This is a genomic window from Amycolatopsis sp. La24, from assembly GCF_029087445.1.
GTDB lineage: Bacteria > Actinomycetota > Actinomycetes > Mycobacteriales > Pseudonocardiaceae > Amycolatopsis > Amycolatopsis nivea.
Map to the genome: position 1 here is coordinate 24,253 of NZ_JARACH010000080.1, position 16,301 is coordinate 40,553.

A 16,301-nucleotide genomic window follows, 5' to 3' on the forward strand; every position below is an offset into this window, starting at 1 on the left:
CACCCCTGCTCCGGGCAAGTTCAGCCAAGCGCCGGAGCCCGTCGCCGCCGAGGGTTTGAAAGGATCGGCGCATGGCACAGCGACCCGCATCCGACAACCAGGTCCTCGCCGGACGTCCGTTCCCGCTCGGCGCCCACCCGGAGGCGGGCGGCGTCCGGTTCGCGGTGACGTCCGCCGTCGCCGACGCGGTCGAGGTGTGCCTCATCGGCGACGACGGTTCCGAGCGGCGGATCGAACTGACCGAACGCACGTTCGGCGTCTGGCACGGGCTCGTCCCGGGCGTCACCGTCGGTCAGCACTACGGCTACCGCGTGCACGGCCCGTACGACCCGGCGCACGGCTACCGCTGCAACCCGGCCAAGCTCCTCGTCGACCCGTACGCGCGCCGGATCGACGGCAAGCTCGCCAGCCTGCACGCCGCGCAGGGCTTCACCGGGGACCCCGAGCGCGGTCCGATGTCCACTGTGGACTCGCTGGGGGCGGTGCCGCTGTCGGTCGTCGCCTCGCCGGGCGGGCAGGACACCGGGGTCAAGCCCGAGGTGCCGTTCGAGGAGTCGGTGATCTGCGAACTGCACGTGAAGGGGTTCACCCAGCAGCATCCCTTCATCCCGGAAGCGCTGCGCGGCACGTACCTCGGCCTCGCGCACCCGGTCGCGATCGAGCACCTGACCCGGCTCGGCGTGACGACCGTCGAACTGCTGCCGGTGCACGCGTTCGCCGACGAGCCCGCGCTGATCCGCTCGGGGCGGCACAACTACTGGGGCTACTCGCCGCTGGGCTACTTCGCGCCGCACGCGGGCTACGCGAGCGAACCGGGCCGCGAGATCGAGGAATTCCGCACGATGGTGGCGGCCCTGCACGCGGCAGGCATCGAGGTGCTGCTCGACGTCGTCTTCAACCACACCTGCGAGGGCGGCCCGGACGGCCCGACGCTCTCGCTGCGCGGCCTCGACGCCCCGGCGTACTACCTGCACACCCGCCGCGGGCACATGGCCGACCTCACCGGCTGCGGCAACACCCTCGACGCCGGTTCGCCGACGGTCGTCCGGCTGGTCACCGATTCGCTGCGGTACTGGACGCAGGAGATGGGCGTCGACGGGTTCCGCTTCGACCTGGCGAGCACGCTCGGCCGGCCGCGCGGCGAGATGTTCGACCGCGAGTCGACGATGCTGACCGCGATCACCACCGACCCGGTGCTGTCGCGCTGCAAGCTGATCGCCGAACCGTGGGACGCGACCGGCGAGGGCTACCGCGTCGGCGACTTCGGCGCGCAGTGGGCCGAGTGGAACGGCCGCTACCGCGACACCGTCCGCGACTTCTGGCGCGGCGCGACCGGCGTGCGGGACCTCGCGTACCGGCTGTCCGGCTCGTCCGATCTGTACGACCACAACCTGCGCCGCCCGTGGCAGTCGATCAACTTCGTCACCGCGCACGACGGCTTCACGCTGCGGGACCTGGTGTCCTACAACGAAAAGCACAACGAGGCCAACGGCGAGGACAACCGCGACGGCACGAACGACAACCGCTCGTGGAACCACGGCGCGGAGGGCGAGACCGACGACGCGGCGATCGTCGCGCTGCGCACTCGCCAGGCGCGCAACCTCTTCGCGACGCTGCTGCTGTCCACCGGCACCCCGATGTTCACCGCGGGCGACGAGATGTGGCGGACCCAGCACGGGAACAACAACGCCTACTGCCTCGACGACGAAACGTCGTGGGTCGACTGGACCCCGACCGAGGCGTCGGAGCCGATGCTCGACTTCGCCCGCCGCGTGGTCCGGCTGCGCGCGCACAGCCCGGCCTTGCGGCAGCCGGAGTTCTTCGAGGGCCGCACCACGGTCACCGGCAAGCCCGATCTTGTCTGGTTCCGCCCGGACGGCGAGGAATTCGACGAGATCGACTGGTTCGACGAGGACCGCCGCACGCTCTGCATGTGGATCGACGGGTCGAACAGCCAGGCGCGCAACCGCGAGGGCGCGCTCGTCACCGACCACTCGTGGCTGCTGGTGCTGCACGCGGGCGCGGAACCGGCGGAGATCGTGCTGCCCGGCCCGGAGTACGGCGAGACTTTCAAGCCCACTTTGGACACCAGCACCGCCGACGGCACCCCGGCCAGCCCGGGCGTGCTGGAGCCGAAGGCGCGGATCACGGTCGAGGCGCGGTCGCTGCTGTTGCTGCGCGCGCCGCGGGACACGGTGGAGATCCCGCAGTTGTAAGGAGACCGAGTCCGAGAAGTCCGGGCGCTTCGCGTGATCGCCGCGGGCGTCATGGGGCATCCTGACTGCAGTCAGCCGCCGCCGAGAAACCGTCACCCGGACATCCGCACCGATACTCGCCGGTAATCACCGGAACGCGCCGCCGATTGTTAACGCAATTCGGCGAGCGTGTTGCGGGCGGGGGACGGGAATGCGTCCGGGAGTTCCGCCGAATGGGGGCGTTTCGCCCGACCGGGTGGCGGGAAAATCAGAAAAAGGCCCCGCTGTCAACGGCTTTGGAGGAATCAGGCACACTGACCGTGCTCGCGGAAGCACACTCCGACCACCCTCCCACCCACCGTGAAAAAGGGGCATCGCCATGACCGGCAGGCTCGGGATCGACGACGTCGCACCCATTGTCAGCTGCGGCCGGTATCCGGCCAAAGCCGTTGCGGGCGAACATTTCCCCGTCACCGCCACGGTCTGGCGGGAGGGCCACGACGCGGTCGCCGCGACGGTCGCCTGGCGCGGTCCGGGCGACCGCGCCGCGCGCCAGACGCGGATGGCCGAACAGGGCCGCGGGCTCGACCGGTTCGGCGCGGTGATCGTGCCCGACGCCGAGGGCATGTGGACCTACCGGGTGGACGCGTGGAGCGATCCGTGGGCCACCTGGGAGCACGCGGTCGAGGTGAAGATCGCCGCCGGGCAGGGGCCGGGGGAGCTGGCGAACGACCTGGAAAGCGGGGCGCTGCTGCTCGACCGCGTGTCCCGCCGCCCGGAGCGCCGGGCCGAGCGCCCGCTGCTCGCCGGGGCCGCGGCCGCGCTGCGCGACGACGAACGCGATCTCGCCGAGCGCGTCGGGCCCGCGCTCTCGCCCGAGGTCCGCCAGCTCATGCACGACTTCCCGGTGCGCGAGCTGATCACCAAGGGCCGCGTGCTGAAGCTGTGGGTCGACCGCAAACGCGCCGCTTTCGGTTCCTGGTACGAATTCTTCCCCCGCTCCACCGGCGGGGTCGACGCGCTGGGCCGCGCGGTGCACGGCACCTTCGCCACCGCCGAGCGCGAACTGGACCGCGTCGCGGGCATGGGCTTCGACGTCGTCTACCTGCCGCCGGTGCACCCGATCGGCCGGGTGAACCGCAAGGGCCCCAACAACACTCTCGACGCGACGCCGGACGACGTCGGCTCGCCGTGGGCGATCGGCGCGGACGAGGGCGGGCACGACGCGATCCATCCGGAGCTCGGCACGATCGAGGATTTCGACTCGTTCGTGGCGCGCGCGGAGGAACTCGGCCTCGAGGTCGCGCTCGACCTCGCGCTGCAGGCCGCGCCGGACCACCCGTGGGTCGTCAAGTACCCGGAGTTCTTCACCACCCGCCCGGACGGCACCATCGCGTACGCGGAGAACCCGCCGAAGAAGTACCAGGACATCTACCCGGTCAACTTCGACAACGACCCGCGCGGCATCTACGACGAGGTGCTGCGCGTCGTGCTGCACTGGGTGTCGCACGGGGTGCGGATCTTCCGGGTCGACAACCCGCACACCAAGCCGCCGGACTTCTGGGCCTGGCTGATCCAGTCGGTGAAGGATGCGCATCCGGACGTGCTGTTCCTCGCCGAGGCGTTCACCCGCCCGGCCCGGCTGTGGGGACTCGCGAAACTCGGTTTCACCCAGAGCTACACGTATTTCACCTGGCGCACCACGAAAGAAGAGCTCACCGAGTTCGGCACGGACCTCGTCGAGCACTGGGACCACGGCCGGCCGAACCTGTTCGTCAACACTCCGGACATCCTGCACGAATCGCTGCAGCACGGCGGTCCGGGCATGTTCGCGCTGCGTGCTGCGCTCGCCGCGACGATGTCGCCGACCTGGGGCGTGTACTCCGGGTACGAGCTGTTCGAATCCGAGGCGGTGCGCCCGGGCAGCGAGGAGTACCTCGACTCCGAGAAGTACCAGCTGCGCCCGCGCGATTTCGCCCGCGCGCTCGCCGAGGGCCGTTCGCTGGAACCGTGGCTGACCCGGCTCAACGCCGTCCGCCGCGCGCATCCGGCGCTGCAGGGCATGCGGTCGCTGCGCTTCCACCACATCGACAACGACGCGCTGCTCGCTTACTCCAAACAGGACCCGGCGACCGGCGACACGGTCGTCGCGATCGTGAACCTCGACCCGCACAACGCGCGAGAGGGCACGCTCTGGCTCGACCTGCCCGCGCTCGGCTTCGACTGGACCGAGCGGCTCATCGCGCACGACGAGGTCACCGGCGAGACGTGGGACTGGGGCCAGGCGAACTTCGTCCGGCTCGAACCGTGGCGGGCGGTGGCGCACATCGTCGCGCTGCGCCGCAGGCTCGCGGCCTGACGCCGCGGCCGCTCCGACCCCCGTGGTTATCCCGGCGCCGAACGGGATAACCACTGCTCAGCACACGCGACTCACGACAAGGTGGAACGGATGGACGAGGAGAGCCGGCCCGGCGCCGCGGCGGGACTGGCGGACGTGCCGCACACGGGGGAGGCGGTGACCGCCGACGGCCTGCTGGTCGAACCGCAGGCGGACGACTTCGCGCACGCGCACGCGGCGCCGAAGGACCCCGAATGGTTCAAGAGCGCGGTGTTCTACGAGGTGCTGGTGCGCGCCTTCGCCGATTCGAACGGCGACGGCACCGGCGACCTGCGCGGCCTGGCGGGCCGGCTGGACTATCTCGCCTGGCTCGGGGTGGACTGCCTGTGGCTGCCGCCCTTCTACGCCTCGCCGCTGCGCGACGGCGGCTACGACATCAGCGATTTCCGGGCCGTGCTGCCGGAATTCGGCAGCGTCGAGGACTTCGTGTACCTGCTCGACGAGGCGCACCGGCGCGGCATCCGGGTGATCACCGACCTGGTGCTCAACCACACCTCGGACGCGCATCCGTGGTTCCAGCAGTCGCGCTCGGACCCGGACGGCCCCTACGGCGACTACTACGTGTGGAGCGACGACGATTCCCGCTACGCCGACGCGCGGATCATCTTCGTCGACACCGAAACGTCCAACTGGACCTACGACCCGGTGCGCGGCCAGTTCTACTGGCACCGGTTCTTCACCCACCAGCCGGACCTGAACTACGAGAACCCGGCCGTGCAGGACGCGATGATCGACGTGCTGCGGTTCTGGCTCGACATCGGCATCGACGGCTTCCGCCTCGACGCCGTGCCGTACCTGTTCGAACAGGAAGGCACCAACTGCGAGAACCTGCCGCGCACGCACGATTTCCTCAAGCGGTGCCGGAAAGTCGTCGACGACGAGTACCCCGGCCGGATCCTGCTGGCCGAGGCGAACCAGTGGCCCAGCGACGTGGTCGAGTACTTCGGCGACGCGGAGTCCGGCGGCGACGAATGCCACATGGCGTTCCACTTCCCGCTGATGCCGCGGATCTTCATGGCGGTGCGCCGGGAGTCGCGGTTCCCGATCTCGGAGATCCTGCTGCAGACGCCGCAGATCCCGTCCGGCACGCAGTGGGGCATCTTCCTGCGCAACCACGACGAGCTGACGCTCGAGATGGTCAGCGACGAAGAGCGCGACTACATGTACTCCGAATACGCCAAAGACCCGCGGATGAAGGCCAACATCGGCATCCGCCGCAGGCTGGCCCCGCTGCTGGACAACGACCGCAACCAGCAGGAGCTGTTCACCGCGCTGCTGCTGTCGCTGCCCGGCTCGCCGGTGCTCTACTACGGCGACGAGATCGGGATGGGCGACAACATCTGGCTCGGCGACCGCGACGCCGTCCGCACCCCGATGCAGTGGACCCCGGACCGCAACGCCGGGTTCTCCACCTGCGACCCCGGCCGGATCTACCTGCCGGTGATCATGGACCCGGTGTACGGGCACCAGGCGCTGAACGTCGAGGCGCAGGCCGACAACGCGGCGTCGCTGCTGAACTGGACGCGCCGGATGATCGAGGTCCGCAAACAGCACCACGCGTTCGGCCAGGGCGATTTCACCGACCTCGGCGGCTCGAACCCGAGCGTGCTCGCCTACCAGCGGCGGTGGCTGCGCCCGGACGGCCGCGAGGACGTCGTGGTGTGCGTCAACAACCTGTCCCGTTTCCCGCAGCCGGTGGAACTGGACCTGTCCGCGCACCAGGGCGCGACGCCGGTCGAGCTGACCGGCGGGGTGCGCTTCCCGGACATCGGCGAGCTGCCGTACCTGCTCACGCTGCCCGGCCACGGGTTCTACTGGTTCCAGCTGCTCGAGCCGGAAGAATGAGGTGAGTCCGCTGTCGCCCCACGGTTCCCCGCCCGCACGGTCCGACCTGCCCGAACCGCCCGAGCTGTCCGGCGCGCTGGCCGCCCTGCTGCCGGACTGGCTGCCCGCGCAGCGCTGGTTCGCGGGCAAGGACCGGCCGGTCGACGAGGTCCGCCCGGCGAGCCTCACCGTGCTGGCGGGCCCGGATCCGCTGCTGGTGCACGCGGTCGTCGACGTGGTGCAGGGCGACCGGACCGAGCCGTACCAGCTGCTGGTCGGCCGCCGGTCCGGGGTTCCCGAGGTGGCGTCGGCGGCGCTGCTCGGCGAGCGGTTCTACGAGGCGAGCGGCGACGCGGACCTCACCGCCGGGCTGCTGGACCGGATGGCGGCGGGCGGGTCCGCCGGGACGCTGCGGTTCGCCGCGGAACCGGACGCGACGCTCGAACCCGGGCTGCGCTCGCGGCCGATCACCGCGGAGCAGAGCAACACTTCGCTCGTCTACGGCGGGCAGTACATCCTCAAGCTGTTCCGCAAGCTCAGCCCGGGCCTGAACAAGGACCTGCTGCTGCACCGCGCGCTGCAAAGCGCGGGCTGCAAGCACGTGGCGCGCGTGGTCGGCTCGATCTCCGGCGAACTGCACGGCGAACCCGCGACGATGGGGATGCTGCAGGAGTTCCTGCCGGACGCGGTCGACGGCTGGGCGATGGCGACCACGAGCGTCCGGGACCTGCTGGCCGATCCGGACCAGCCCGCGGCCGAGGCGGGCGGCGACTTCGCCGGGGAGTCCGAGCGGCTCGGCGCCGCGGTGGCCGAGGTGCACGCGGACCTCGCGACCGCGCTCGGCACCGAGCCCGCGGACGGCGACGAGCTGGACCGCACGGTGCGCGCGATGACCGAACGGCTCGACCAAGTGTCCGAGGCGGTCCCGGAACTGGCGGTGCACGCGCCCGCGCTGCGCGAGGTGTTCGAGGCCGTGCGCGCGCACGAGGCGCCGATCTCGCTGCAGTACATCCACGGCGATCTGCACTTGGGCCAGGTGCTGCGTACCGTCAACGGATGGCTGTTGCTGGACTTCGAAGGCGAACCGGCCGCCCCGGTCGCGGAACGGCACGCGCTGCGCTCGCCGCTGCGCGACGTCGCGGGCATGCTCCGGTCGTTCGACTACGCGGCGCACCAGCGGCTCGTCGGGCAGCCCGAGAACGCGGACGTGACCCGGCACGCGATGGAATGGGCCCGGCGCAACCGCGCCGCGTTCTGCGCCGGGTACGCGCGCGCCGGCGGCCCGGTCGGCGACCCGCTGGAGCACGCGGACCTGCTTCGCGCCTTTGAACTGGACAAAGCGGTGTACGAGGTCGCCTACGAGCACGCGAACCGGCCGGACTGGCTGAGCGTGCCGCTGGCGGCGATCGCCCGCAGCACCGACGGAAGCGAGTGACCCCCGTGAACGCTGTCCCCGCGGATCTGCCCTCGGCGGCGCCGTCTCCGCTCGACATCGACCGGCTGCTGGCGGGCGAGCACCACGACCCGCATTCGGTGCTCGGCGTGCACACCGCCGGCGGCGACATCGTCGTGCGCGCGCTGCGCCCGGGCGCGACGTCGGTGTCGGTCGTCGCGGGCGAGCGCCGCGTTCCGCTGGACCGCGTAGCGGACGCGCTGTTCGCCGCGACGCTGCCGGAACACCCGGGCGACTACCGGATCGAAGTCGGCTACGACAACCACACTGTCGTTACCGACGACCCGTACCGCTGGCTGCCGACGGTGGGGGAGCTGGACCAGCACCTCATCGGCGAAGGACGGCACGAACGGCTGTGGGACGTGCTCGGCGCGCACGTGCGCCGGTACGACACCCCGAACGGCGTCGTCGAAGGCGTGTCCTTCGCGGTGTGGGCGCCGACCGCGCGCGGCGTGCGGGTGATCGGCGACTTCAACGCGTGGGAGGGCCGCGGCCACCCGATGCGCTCGCTCGGGTCCTCGGGCGTGTGGGAGCTGTTCGTGCCCGGCGTCCCGGTCGGCAGCTGCTACAAGTTCCGCATCCTCGGCGCGGACGGGCACTGGCACGAGAAGGCCGACCCGATGGCGTTCGCCACCGAGGTGCCGCCCGCGACCGCGTCGAAGGTGACCGAATCGGAGTACACCTGGGGCGACGGCGACTGGGTCGCCCGGCGCGAGGCGACGGACTGGGCGGACGCGCCGATGAGCGTGTACGAGGTGCACCTCGGCTCGTGGCGGCCCGGGCTCGGCTACCGCGAACTGGCCGACCAATTGGCCGACTACGTCGAGGAAACCGGCTTCACCCACGTCGAATTCCTGCCGGTGGCCGAGCATCCGTTCGGCGGTTCGTGGGGCTACCAGGTCACCTCGTACTACGCGCCGACGTCGCGCTTCGGTTCGCCGGACGACTTCCGCTACCTGGTCGACCACCTGCACCAGCGCGGCATCGGCGTGCTCGTGGACTGGGTGCCCGCGCATTTCCCGCGCGACATCTGGGCGCTGGCGCGGTTCGACGGCAGCCCGCTGTACGAGCACGAGGACCCGCGCCGCGGCGAACAGCCGGACTGGGGCACGCTCGTGTTCAACTTCGGCCGCAACGAGGTGCGCAACTTCCTCGTCGCGAACGCGCTGTTCTGGCTGGAGGAGTTCCACCTCGACGGCCTGCGCGTGGACGCGGTCGCCTCGATGCTGTACCTCGACTACTCGCGCAAGGACGGCGAGTGGCTGCCGAACGAGTACGGCGGCCGGGAAAACCTCGACGCGGTCCGGTTTCTGCAGGAGCTGAACGCGACTGTCTACAAGCGACACCCGGGCGTCGTGATGGTCGCCGAGGAATCCACCGCCTGGCCCGGCGTCACCCGTCCGACGCATCTCGGCGGCCTGGGATTCGGCTTCAAGTGGAACATGGGGTGGATGCACGACACGCTCCGCTACCTGTCGCACGAGCCGATCCACCGGGCGTACCACCACAACGAGATGACCTTCTCGCTCGTGTACGCGTGGAGCGAGAATTTCGTGCTGCCGCTGTCGCACGACGAAGTGGTGCACGGCAAGGGTTCGCTGTGGGAACGGATGCCGGGCGACGACTGGAACAAGGCCGCCGGGCTGCGCTCGCTGCTGGCGTTCATGTGGGCGCATCCGGGCAAGCAACTGCTGTTCATGGGCGGCGAATTCGGCCAGCCGCGCGAATGGTCGGAGTCGCGGTCGCTGGACTGGCACCTGCTGGACACCCCGCTGCACCGCGGCGTGCGCGACCTGATCCGGCAGCTGAACGCGATCTACCGGGACACCGCCGCGCTGTTCAGCGGCGACGTACGGCCGGAGGGTTTCCGCTGGATCGACGCGAACGACTCGGCCGGGAACGTGCTGAGCTTCCTGCGCCTCGGCGCGGACGGTTCGCGGCTGGCCTGCATCGCGAACTTCGCCGGAGTGCCGCACCACGACTACCGGGTGGGCCTCCCGGCGGCGGGCCGGTGGACCGAGGTGCTGAACACGGACGCGGAGTCGTTCGGCGGATCCGGGGTCGGCAACCTGGGCGCGGTGGAGGCGACCGAGGAGCCGTGGCACGGACAGCCCGCGTCGGCGGTGCTGCAACTGCCGCCGAGCGGAGTGCTGTGGCTGCTGGAGGAGCGTCCGTCCGTCGAGGAGTGACCCTTCGCGCCCGCTGCCGCTGGTCGTGAGGGAGCCCTGCGTGAGGGTGGCCCTCACGCACGGCGGCGGGTCGTGAGGGGAACCCTGGGGGAGTCAGCGTCTGTGAGGGTGGCCCTCACGGACGGCGGCGGGTCGTGAGGGGAACCCTGGGGGAGTCAGCGTCTGTGAGGGTGGCCCTCACGGACGGCGGCGGGTCGTGAGGGGAACCCTGGGGGAGTCAGCGTCCGTGAAGGTGGCCCTCACGGACCTCGCCGATACCGGCCCGGCGCGCCAGCCCGGTTTCGGTCCGGACCGGTGCTGGTTGCCCGTCCAGCCATCCCGGATTGCCCGGAATTCCTCCCGTCAGCGCCTTTCGCCGGTCGCGGTCGGAAAATGACCCACGCGACGTCTTGCCGGTGAAGGCGCTGGTGGGCATACTTTGTTGCCATCCACAACAAACCCGGGGTGGCGCCGCCAGGCCGCCCCTCGAGTGATTGAGGGATGACAATGACGTCCACGCCCACCTCCTCCCGCTGGCGGCGGCTCGCGATCCCCGCGGCGCTCGCCCTCGCCGGCGCGGTCGCGCTGACGCCCGCGGGGCACGCCGCCCCCGCCGCCTCCCCGGCCGCCGGGTTCTCCGACGATTTCGACGGCCCGGCGGGTTCGCCCGCCGACGGCAGCAAGTGGACCTACGAAACCGGCGACAACAACGGCAACAACCACGAACGGCAGTGGTACACCGCGGGCGCGGCGAACGGCGCGCTCGACGGCCAAGGCCACCTCGTGATCACCGCGAAGAAAGAGAATTCCGGCAACACCTGCTGGTACGGCGCGTGCCAGTACACCTCGGCGCGGCTGAACACGTCCGGCAAGTTCAGCCAGGCGTACGGGCACATGGAAGTGCGGATGAAACTGCCGCGCGGGCAAGGGATGTGGCCGGCGTTCTGGATGCTCGGCGGCGGGCAATGGCCGGACGACGGCGAGATCGACGTCATGGAGAACATCGGCAAGGAGCCGAACACCGTGCACGGCACGATCCACGGCCCCGGCTACTCGGGTGCGGGCGGCATCGGCGCGGCGTTCAACGGCCCGAACTTCTCCGACGACTTCCACACCTACGCGGTCGACTGGTCGCCGAACAAGATCGTCTGGCTGGTCGACGGGCAGGCCTACCAGACCCGCACCCCGGCGGACCTGAACGGCAAGAAATGGGTGTACGACCACCCGTTCTTCCTGATCCTCAACCTCGCGGTGGGCGGCGACTGGCCGGGCGACCCGGACGGCAGCACGCAGTTCCCGCAACAGCTGGTGGTCGACTACGTGCACGTGAGCTGACCACCCTCGCCGCCGGAACCGCGGCGGCGCGGAGAAGGCGCGGTCTCCGCGGGCCCCGTCCGGCTCTTTCCCGAGCCGGGCGGGGCTTTTCCGTGCCCGGTCCCGGGTACACAGCTTCCGCACGGATCACGGCAAGGAAAATCTCAGGTAGCGGGTGTTTGCTGAGCTGGCGGAGGGTGACGAGACGCGGGAGCGGACGATGAACGAGCAGGAGCGCGGCGGGCACGACCAGGGACAGCCCGGCTACGGCGGGCAGGCGCATCCTTATTCGCCGGGGCAGCCGTACCAGCAGGGCTGGGCACAGCAGCAGGCGTGGGGCACTCCGCCGCCCGGCGCGTACGGTCCCCAGCCGGGCGGCCAGTACGCCGGTCAGCCTTATCCGACGCAGCAGCTGCCGCAGCATCGTGCGCCGCACCCGTTGCGGACAGCGGCCGTCACGGTCGGCGCGATCGTGGTGGCGGTCGCCGTCGGGCTCGGGGTCGGGCATTTCGTGTGGACGCCGTCCGCTCCGTCCGGCGTGTCCGGGAACCAGAACTTCGGCTCGATCGGCAACCAGACCAACCCGTCGAACACGGCGATCGACCCGCAGGCGATCGCGAAGAAGGTCAGCGCGGGCATCGTCAACATCAACACCGAGCTGGGCTACCAGGGCGCGGCCGCGGCGGGCACCGGCATCGTGCTCACCTCCGACGGCGAGGTGCTCACGAACAACCACGTCGTCGAGGGCGCGACCAGCATCAAGGTCACCGACATCGGCAACGGCCAGACGTACACCGCTTCCGTGCTCGGCTACGACCGCAGCCACGATGTCGCGGTGCTCAAGCTTGCCGGCGCGTCCGGGCTGGCGACGGAGACGCTCGGCGATTCGTCGTCGGTGAAGGTCGGCGACGCGGTCGTCGGGCTCGGCAACGCGGGCGGCGCCGGGGGAGCGCCGATCCCGGCCGGCGGGCGGGTGACCGCGCTGAACCAGTCGATCACCGCGTCCGACGAATCGAACAGCTCGTCCGAGAAGCTGCAGGGCCTGATCCAGGTCGACGCGAACATCCAGTCCGGCGATTCCGGCGGCCCGCTCGTGAACGCGCAGGGCCAGGTCGTCGGCGTGGACACCGCGGCGTCGGCCGGGTACCAGTTCAACGGCGGCGGACGGCGCGGCCACGGCGGGCTCGGCAACGGCTTCCCCGGCGACAACTCCCAGGGCTCCCAAGGCGACTCGCAGGGCGACGGCTCTCAGGGTTCGAGCGGGAACGAGGGCTACGCGATCCCGATCAACCAGGCGATCTCCCTCGCCCACCAGATCGTCGGCGGCACCGGCTCCGACACCGTCCACATCGGAAAGAGCGCGTTCCTCGGCGTGACCGTCAGCGGTGCCGGACAGCAGCAACAGCAGGGCGGAACCGGTTCGGGTGCGGTGATCCAGCAGGTCGTCCCCGACGGCGCGGCCGCGAAGGCCGGTTTGGCCGCCGGCGACGTGATCACCGCGGTGGACGGCAAAGCAGTCGACTCGCCCACCGCGCTGACCACCCTGATGGACCAGCACCACCCCGGCGACAAGCTGACGGTGACCGTCGTCGACCAGACCGGTCAGCAGCAGGATGTCACCGTCGTGCCCGCCGAGGGCCCCGTGGGCTGACTCGCCGGCGGTCCGGACGGCTGGATCGTTCAGTCGTCCGGATACCGCGTGTCCAGCGAAACCTCCTCCCACGCCGCGAGATCGGCGAGCTGCTGCTCGAGCTTCGCCCGGATCCGGGTCACCGCCTCGGGCCCGAGCGGCAGCCGCAGCGGCGCGTCCGGGGTGTCGACCAGCTTGAGAATGGCCTCGGCGGCCTTCGCCGGATCGTTCGGCTGCGCGCCGTCCTGCGCGGAAAACCGTTGGCGCATCATGCCTGCCGGGGTGTCGCGGTAGTCGTCGATGGGTTCGGAGAACGTCATCGACCGCCCGGCGAAGTCCGTCCGGAACGGCCCCGGTTCCACCAGGCTCACCCGGATCCCGAGCGGCGCGACCTCTCCGGCGAGCGCCTCGGACATCCCTTCCAGCGCGAACTTCGACGTCGCGTACAGCGCGTGCCCCGGGTTCCCGACGACTCCGCCGACCGACGACAACTGCACGATGTGCCCGCTGCGCTGCGCCCGCAGATGCGGCAGCACCGCGCGCGTGACGTTGAGGACGCCGAACACGTTGGTCTCGAGCACCTGCCGCGCCTGCGCGTCGGTCAGCTCCTCGAGCGCCCCGACCAGCCCGTGCCCGGCGTTGTTGACCAGCACGTCGATCCGCCCGTACTCGGCGATCGCCGCGCTCACCGCCGCTTCCACCGACGCCGGATCAGTGACGTCCAGCCGGGCGGTGAACGTCTTCAGGTCTTCGAGCACACTCGTGTCGCGAGCCGTGGCCACGACCTTTTCCCCGCGCGTCAGCACGGTTTCCGCGAGCACGCGGCCGAATCCGCTGCTCGCTCCCGTGATGAACCAGACGCGTCCGGACATTGCGGACCTCCCCAGGACCAGTTACTTTGATACTCAAACCAAACTACCTTGAGTATCGAGGGAGTGTCCAGTTGGACTCAGTGGGGGCGGGCCTGCCCGAGTGGCTGGCCGTGATGCCGGACGGCGTGGATGAGCAGGTCGAAGCGGCCCGCCAGCGAATCGGACGGCTGTCGCGGCAGTTCGAGCAGGTGCTGCGCGGCGTCGCGGAGGAATACGGTTTCAGCGTGGGGGATTGGCAGGCATTGTCGGCGTTGCACCGCTCCGGTCGCGCGGCCGTCCTCACGCCCAAGGAACTGGCCGACCGCCTGGGCGTCACCTCGGGAACCGTCACGGTCCGCGTCGACCGCCTGGAACGAGCCGGCTTGGTAGAACGTGTCGCCGCGTCCTCGGACGGCCGGAGCCGTCCCGTCCGCCTGACCCGCAAAGGCCGCGCCCGCTGGGCCGCCGCCACCCGGAAACGCACCGAACGGGAACGGTCTCTGTTCAACGCGGTCCTGAACGAGGCCGACCTGTCCGACCTGAACGCTCTCCTCTCCCGCCTGCTGACCCGCTTCGAAACCGAGTTCGGCCCGTCCTCCCAGCACGATGCCCTCCGCCCCGAGTGACAGTTTTTTGTCGGTGGGCGGCGCTAGCGTGAGCGGTACCTGACTGGAGGGAAGATCCGATGACCACTCTCGGCAACCGGCCGAACACCGCACTGCTAGTCGTCGACGTCCAGAACGGCGTCGTCGAGGACTCGCACGAACGAGACAACGTCGTGGCGAACGTGGCCGCACTGGTGGACAAGGCCCGGGAGGCCGAGGTTCCCGTGGTGTGGGTCCAGCACAACGGCGAAGGCTTGGCTAAGGGAAGCCCGGAATGGGGCCTGGTCCCGGAACTGACGCCGTCGCCGTCGGAGCCCTTGGTGGAGAAGACGTACGGGGATTCCTTCGAAGACACCACCCTGGAGTCGATCCTCGCCGAGTTGCGGATCGGACACCTGGTGGTCAGCGGAGCCCAAACGGACGCCTGCATCCGCTCCACCCTGCACGGCGCCTTCGTCCGCGGCTACGACGCGACCTTGGTGAGCGACGCCCACACCACGGGCGACCGCACGAAGTGGGGCGCGCCGCCGCCCGCGCAGGTCATCGCGCACACCAACTTGTATTGGACCCACCAAACCGCCCCCGGCCGGACTGCGGGCACTGTCGCCACGAAGGAGGTCGCCTTCAAGCCTGGCGCGTGAGACCGGCGGGGATCCTGGAAGGTTGCCGCGGGGCGGAGTCTTTCGCGTCCGGCACGTGGGACCGGCGGGCTGCGGGCTGGAACTGTCGTCCGGAGCCGGAGCAGCCCTGGTCGCGAGAGGTCACGGCTCGGAGCGTGAGACCGTCTACGGGAGCTGGAGGCGGAGGGACTCGAACATCATCCAGCCCGGGTCAGCCGATCTGCACGGGGGAGCGCGAGCCGAACCCACAAGGCGGAGAGCCGGGACCGGCGGATCGTCCGTGCCGGGCGGCGCGCGACGTCTCGCACGCGGAGCGTGCGCTGGCCGATTGCGTTCGCGGGGTGAGCTCGGCTGGTGGGCTGCGGCTGGCCGGTTGCGTTCGCGGGGTGAGCTCGGCTGGCGGGCTGCGGCTGGCCGGTTGCGTTCGCGGCGTGAGCTCGGTCGGCAGGCCGCGGCTGGTCGGGCGCATGCGCGGGGTGGGCTCGGCTGGCGCGCGACGGCTGGCCGGTTGCAGTTGCGGGGCGGACTCGGTCGGCGGGTTGCGGGTGGCCGGGCGCATTCGCAGGGCGCGCCTGGCTCGGTGTCGGGCGGCGGGCTGCGACCGGCCGAGCGGGTCTGCGAGTTGAGCCTGGCTGGAGGGCCGGAGCAGGTCGGAGCGGAAGCCAGCTTGCCCGGTCGAACCGGGCCGGTCGTCCCGGTTCAGCGGAATGCCGGAGCGGGCCGTCGTACGGCGAGGGCGGCATCCCGCAAGTGACCCCAGCGCTCAACCTCGCGGTGCGCTCGAATCGTCATGCGGTCCGTGGCGCCCGGTCATGCTCGTGCGACACGAACAAGACCGATTCAGTCGCACCGCCGATCCATCCCCAACCCCGCCAACCGCACAGTGCACGGAAACCAAGCAAGCATTTGTCCGTCACATCCAACGAGTCAATCCCGCTTGCTCGCAACCGAAACCCTCTCACTCACCGGAACCCGACAACCCCGAGCCGCCCCTCCCCTCGCGAGCCGACCGAGCCGGAAACCCCTCTGCCACCACGGCTTTCCCCGCCAGACTCCCCGCCCGAAGACCACGAACCCGCGCCCTGTACCGGAAATGCCCGCCCGCCATGCCCCAGGGGGGACTGTTCCAAGATCGGTGTTTCCGGCCCGACACGCCGGGCTGAGGTCCGGCGGGATGGGCACTGTGAGTGATGACATCGGAGCTTGTGAGTCCACGTAAGCGTGACGAGAAGCCGGCGCGGGA

Annotated in this window: 9 protein-coding genes and 1 pseudogene; 9 read left to right on the forward strand and 1 reads right to left on the reverse strand. The window is 70.5% G+C overall.

Annotation, left to right across the window (positions count from 1 at the left end; all coding sequences use genetic code 11):
* Nucleotides 1–71: 71 nt before the first annotated feature.
* The 7 genes and pseudogenes from glgX to PUT80_RS41695 all read left to right on the forward strand — a co-directional run bounded on the left by glgX (nucleotide 72) and on the right by PUT80_RS41695 (nucleotide 13,003).
* Nucleotides 72–2,216 (forward strand): glycogen debranching protein GlgX, encoded by a 2,145-nt coding sequence (gene glgX, locus PUT80_RS41665; protein WP_037815552.1) that lies wholly within the window; start codon nucleotides 72–74, stop codon nucleotides 2,214–2,216.
* Nucleotides 2,217–2,574: 358 nt separating this feature from the next.
* On the forward strand, nucleotides 2,575–4,554 hold the full coding sequence (locus tag PUT80_RS41670) for an alpha-1,4-glucan--maltose-1-phosphate maltosyltransferase (RefSeq protein WP_275295447.1): 1,980 nt from the start codon (nucleotides 2,575–2,577) through the stop codon (nucleotides 4,552–4,554).
* A 90-nt stretch (nucleotides 4,555–4,644) separates the two neighbouring features.
* The gene (gene treS, locus PUT80_RS41675) at nucleotides 4,645–6,438 is read left to right on the forward strand and encodes a maltose alpha-D-glucosyltransferase (protein WP_037815557.1); all 1,794 of its coding nucleotides are present in this window, start codon (nucleotides 4,645–4,647) and stop codon (nucleotides 6,436–6,438) included.
* 46 nt (nucleotides 6,439–6,484) lie between these two features.
* Nucleotides 6,485–7,852, forward strand: coding sequence for an aminoglycoside phosphotransferase (locus tag PUT80_RS41680; protein WP_275295453.1), 1,368 nt, complete (start codon nucleotides 6,485–6,487; stop codon nucleotides 7,850–7,852).
* 5 nt (nucleotides 7,853–7,857) lie between these two features.
* A complete protein-coding gene (glgB, locus tag PUT80_RS41685) occupies nucleotides 7,858–10,059 on the forward strand; it encodes a 1,4-alpha-glucan branching protein GlgB (RefSeq protein ID WP_275295448.1) in 2,202 nt (733 codons plus the stop codon).
* 486 nt (nucleotides 10,060–10,545) lie between these two features.
* Nucleotides 10,546–11,370 (forward strand): annotated as a pseudogene (locus PUT80_RS41690) (glycoside hydrolase family 16 protein); the annotation flags it as partial.
* A gap of 202 nt (nucleotides 11,371–11,572) precedes the next feature.
* A complete protein-coding gene (locus tag PUT80_RS41695) occupies nucleotides 11,573–13,003 on the forward strand; it encodes a trypsin-like peptidase domain-containing protein (RefSeq protein WP_275295449.1) in 1,431 nt (476 codons plus the stop codon).
* 29 nt (nucleotides 13,004–13,032) lie between these two features.
* Here PUT80_RS41695 and PUT80_RS41700 read toward each other — a convergent pair whose 3' ends face one another.
* Entirely contained in the window at nucleotides 13,033–13,854 is an 822-nt protein-coding gene (locus tag PUT80_RS41700) for an oxidoreductase (protein ID WP_275295450.1), read from the reverse strand.
* Between the two features lie 80 nt (nucleotides 13,855–13,934).
* Between PUT80_RS41700 and PUT80_RS41705 the strand changes: the two genes are divergently transcribed.
* Together PUT80_RS41705 and PUT80_RS41710 are read left to right on the forward strand one after the other, a co-directional pair.
* Nucleotides 13,935–14,459: a MarR family transcriptional regulator gene (locus tag PUT80_RS41705; protein ID WP_134731396.1), complete on the forward strand. Its 525-nt coding sequence runs from the start codon at nucleotides 13,935–13,937 to the stop codon at nucleotides 14,457–14,459.
* A 59-nt stretch (nucleotides 14,460–14,518) separates the two neighbouring features.
* Nucleotides 14,519–15,079 carry a cysteine hydrolase family protein gene (locus tag PUT80_RS41710; RefSeq protein WP_275295451.1) on the forward strand — a complete coding sequence of 187 codons (561 nt, stop codon included), beginning with the start codon at nucleotides 14,519–14,521 and terminating at the stop codon, nucleotides 15,077–15,079.
* Nucleotides 15,080–16,301: the final 1,222 nt, after the last annotated feature.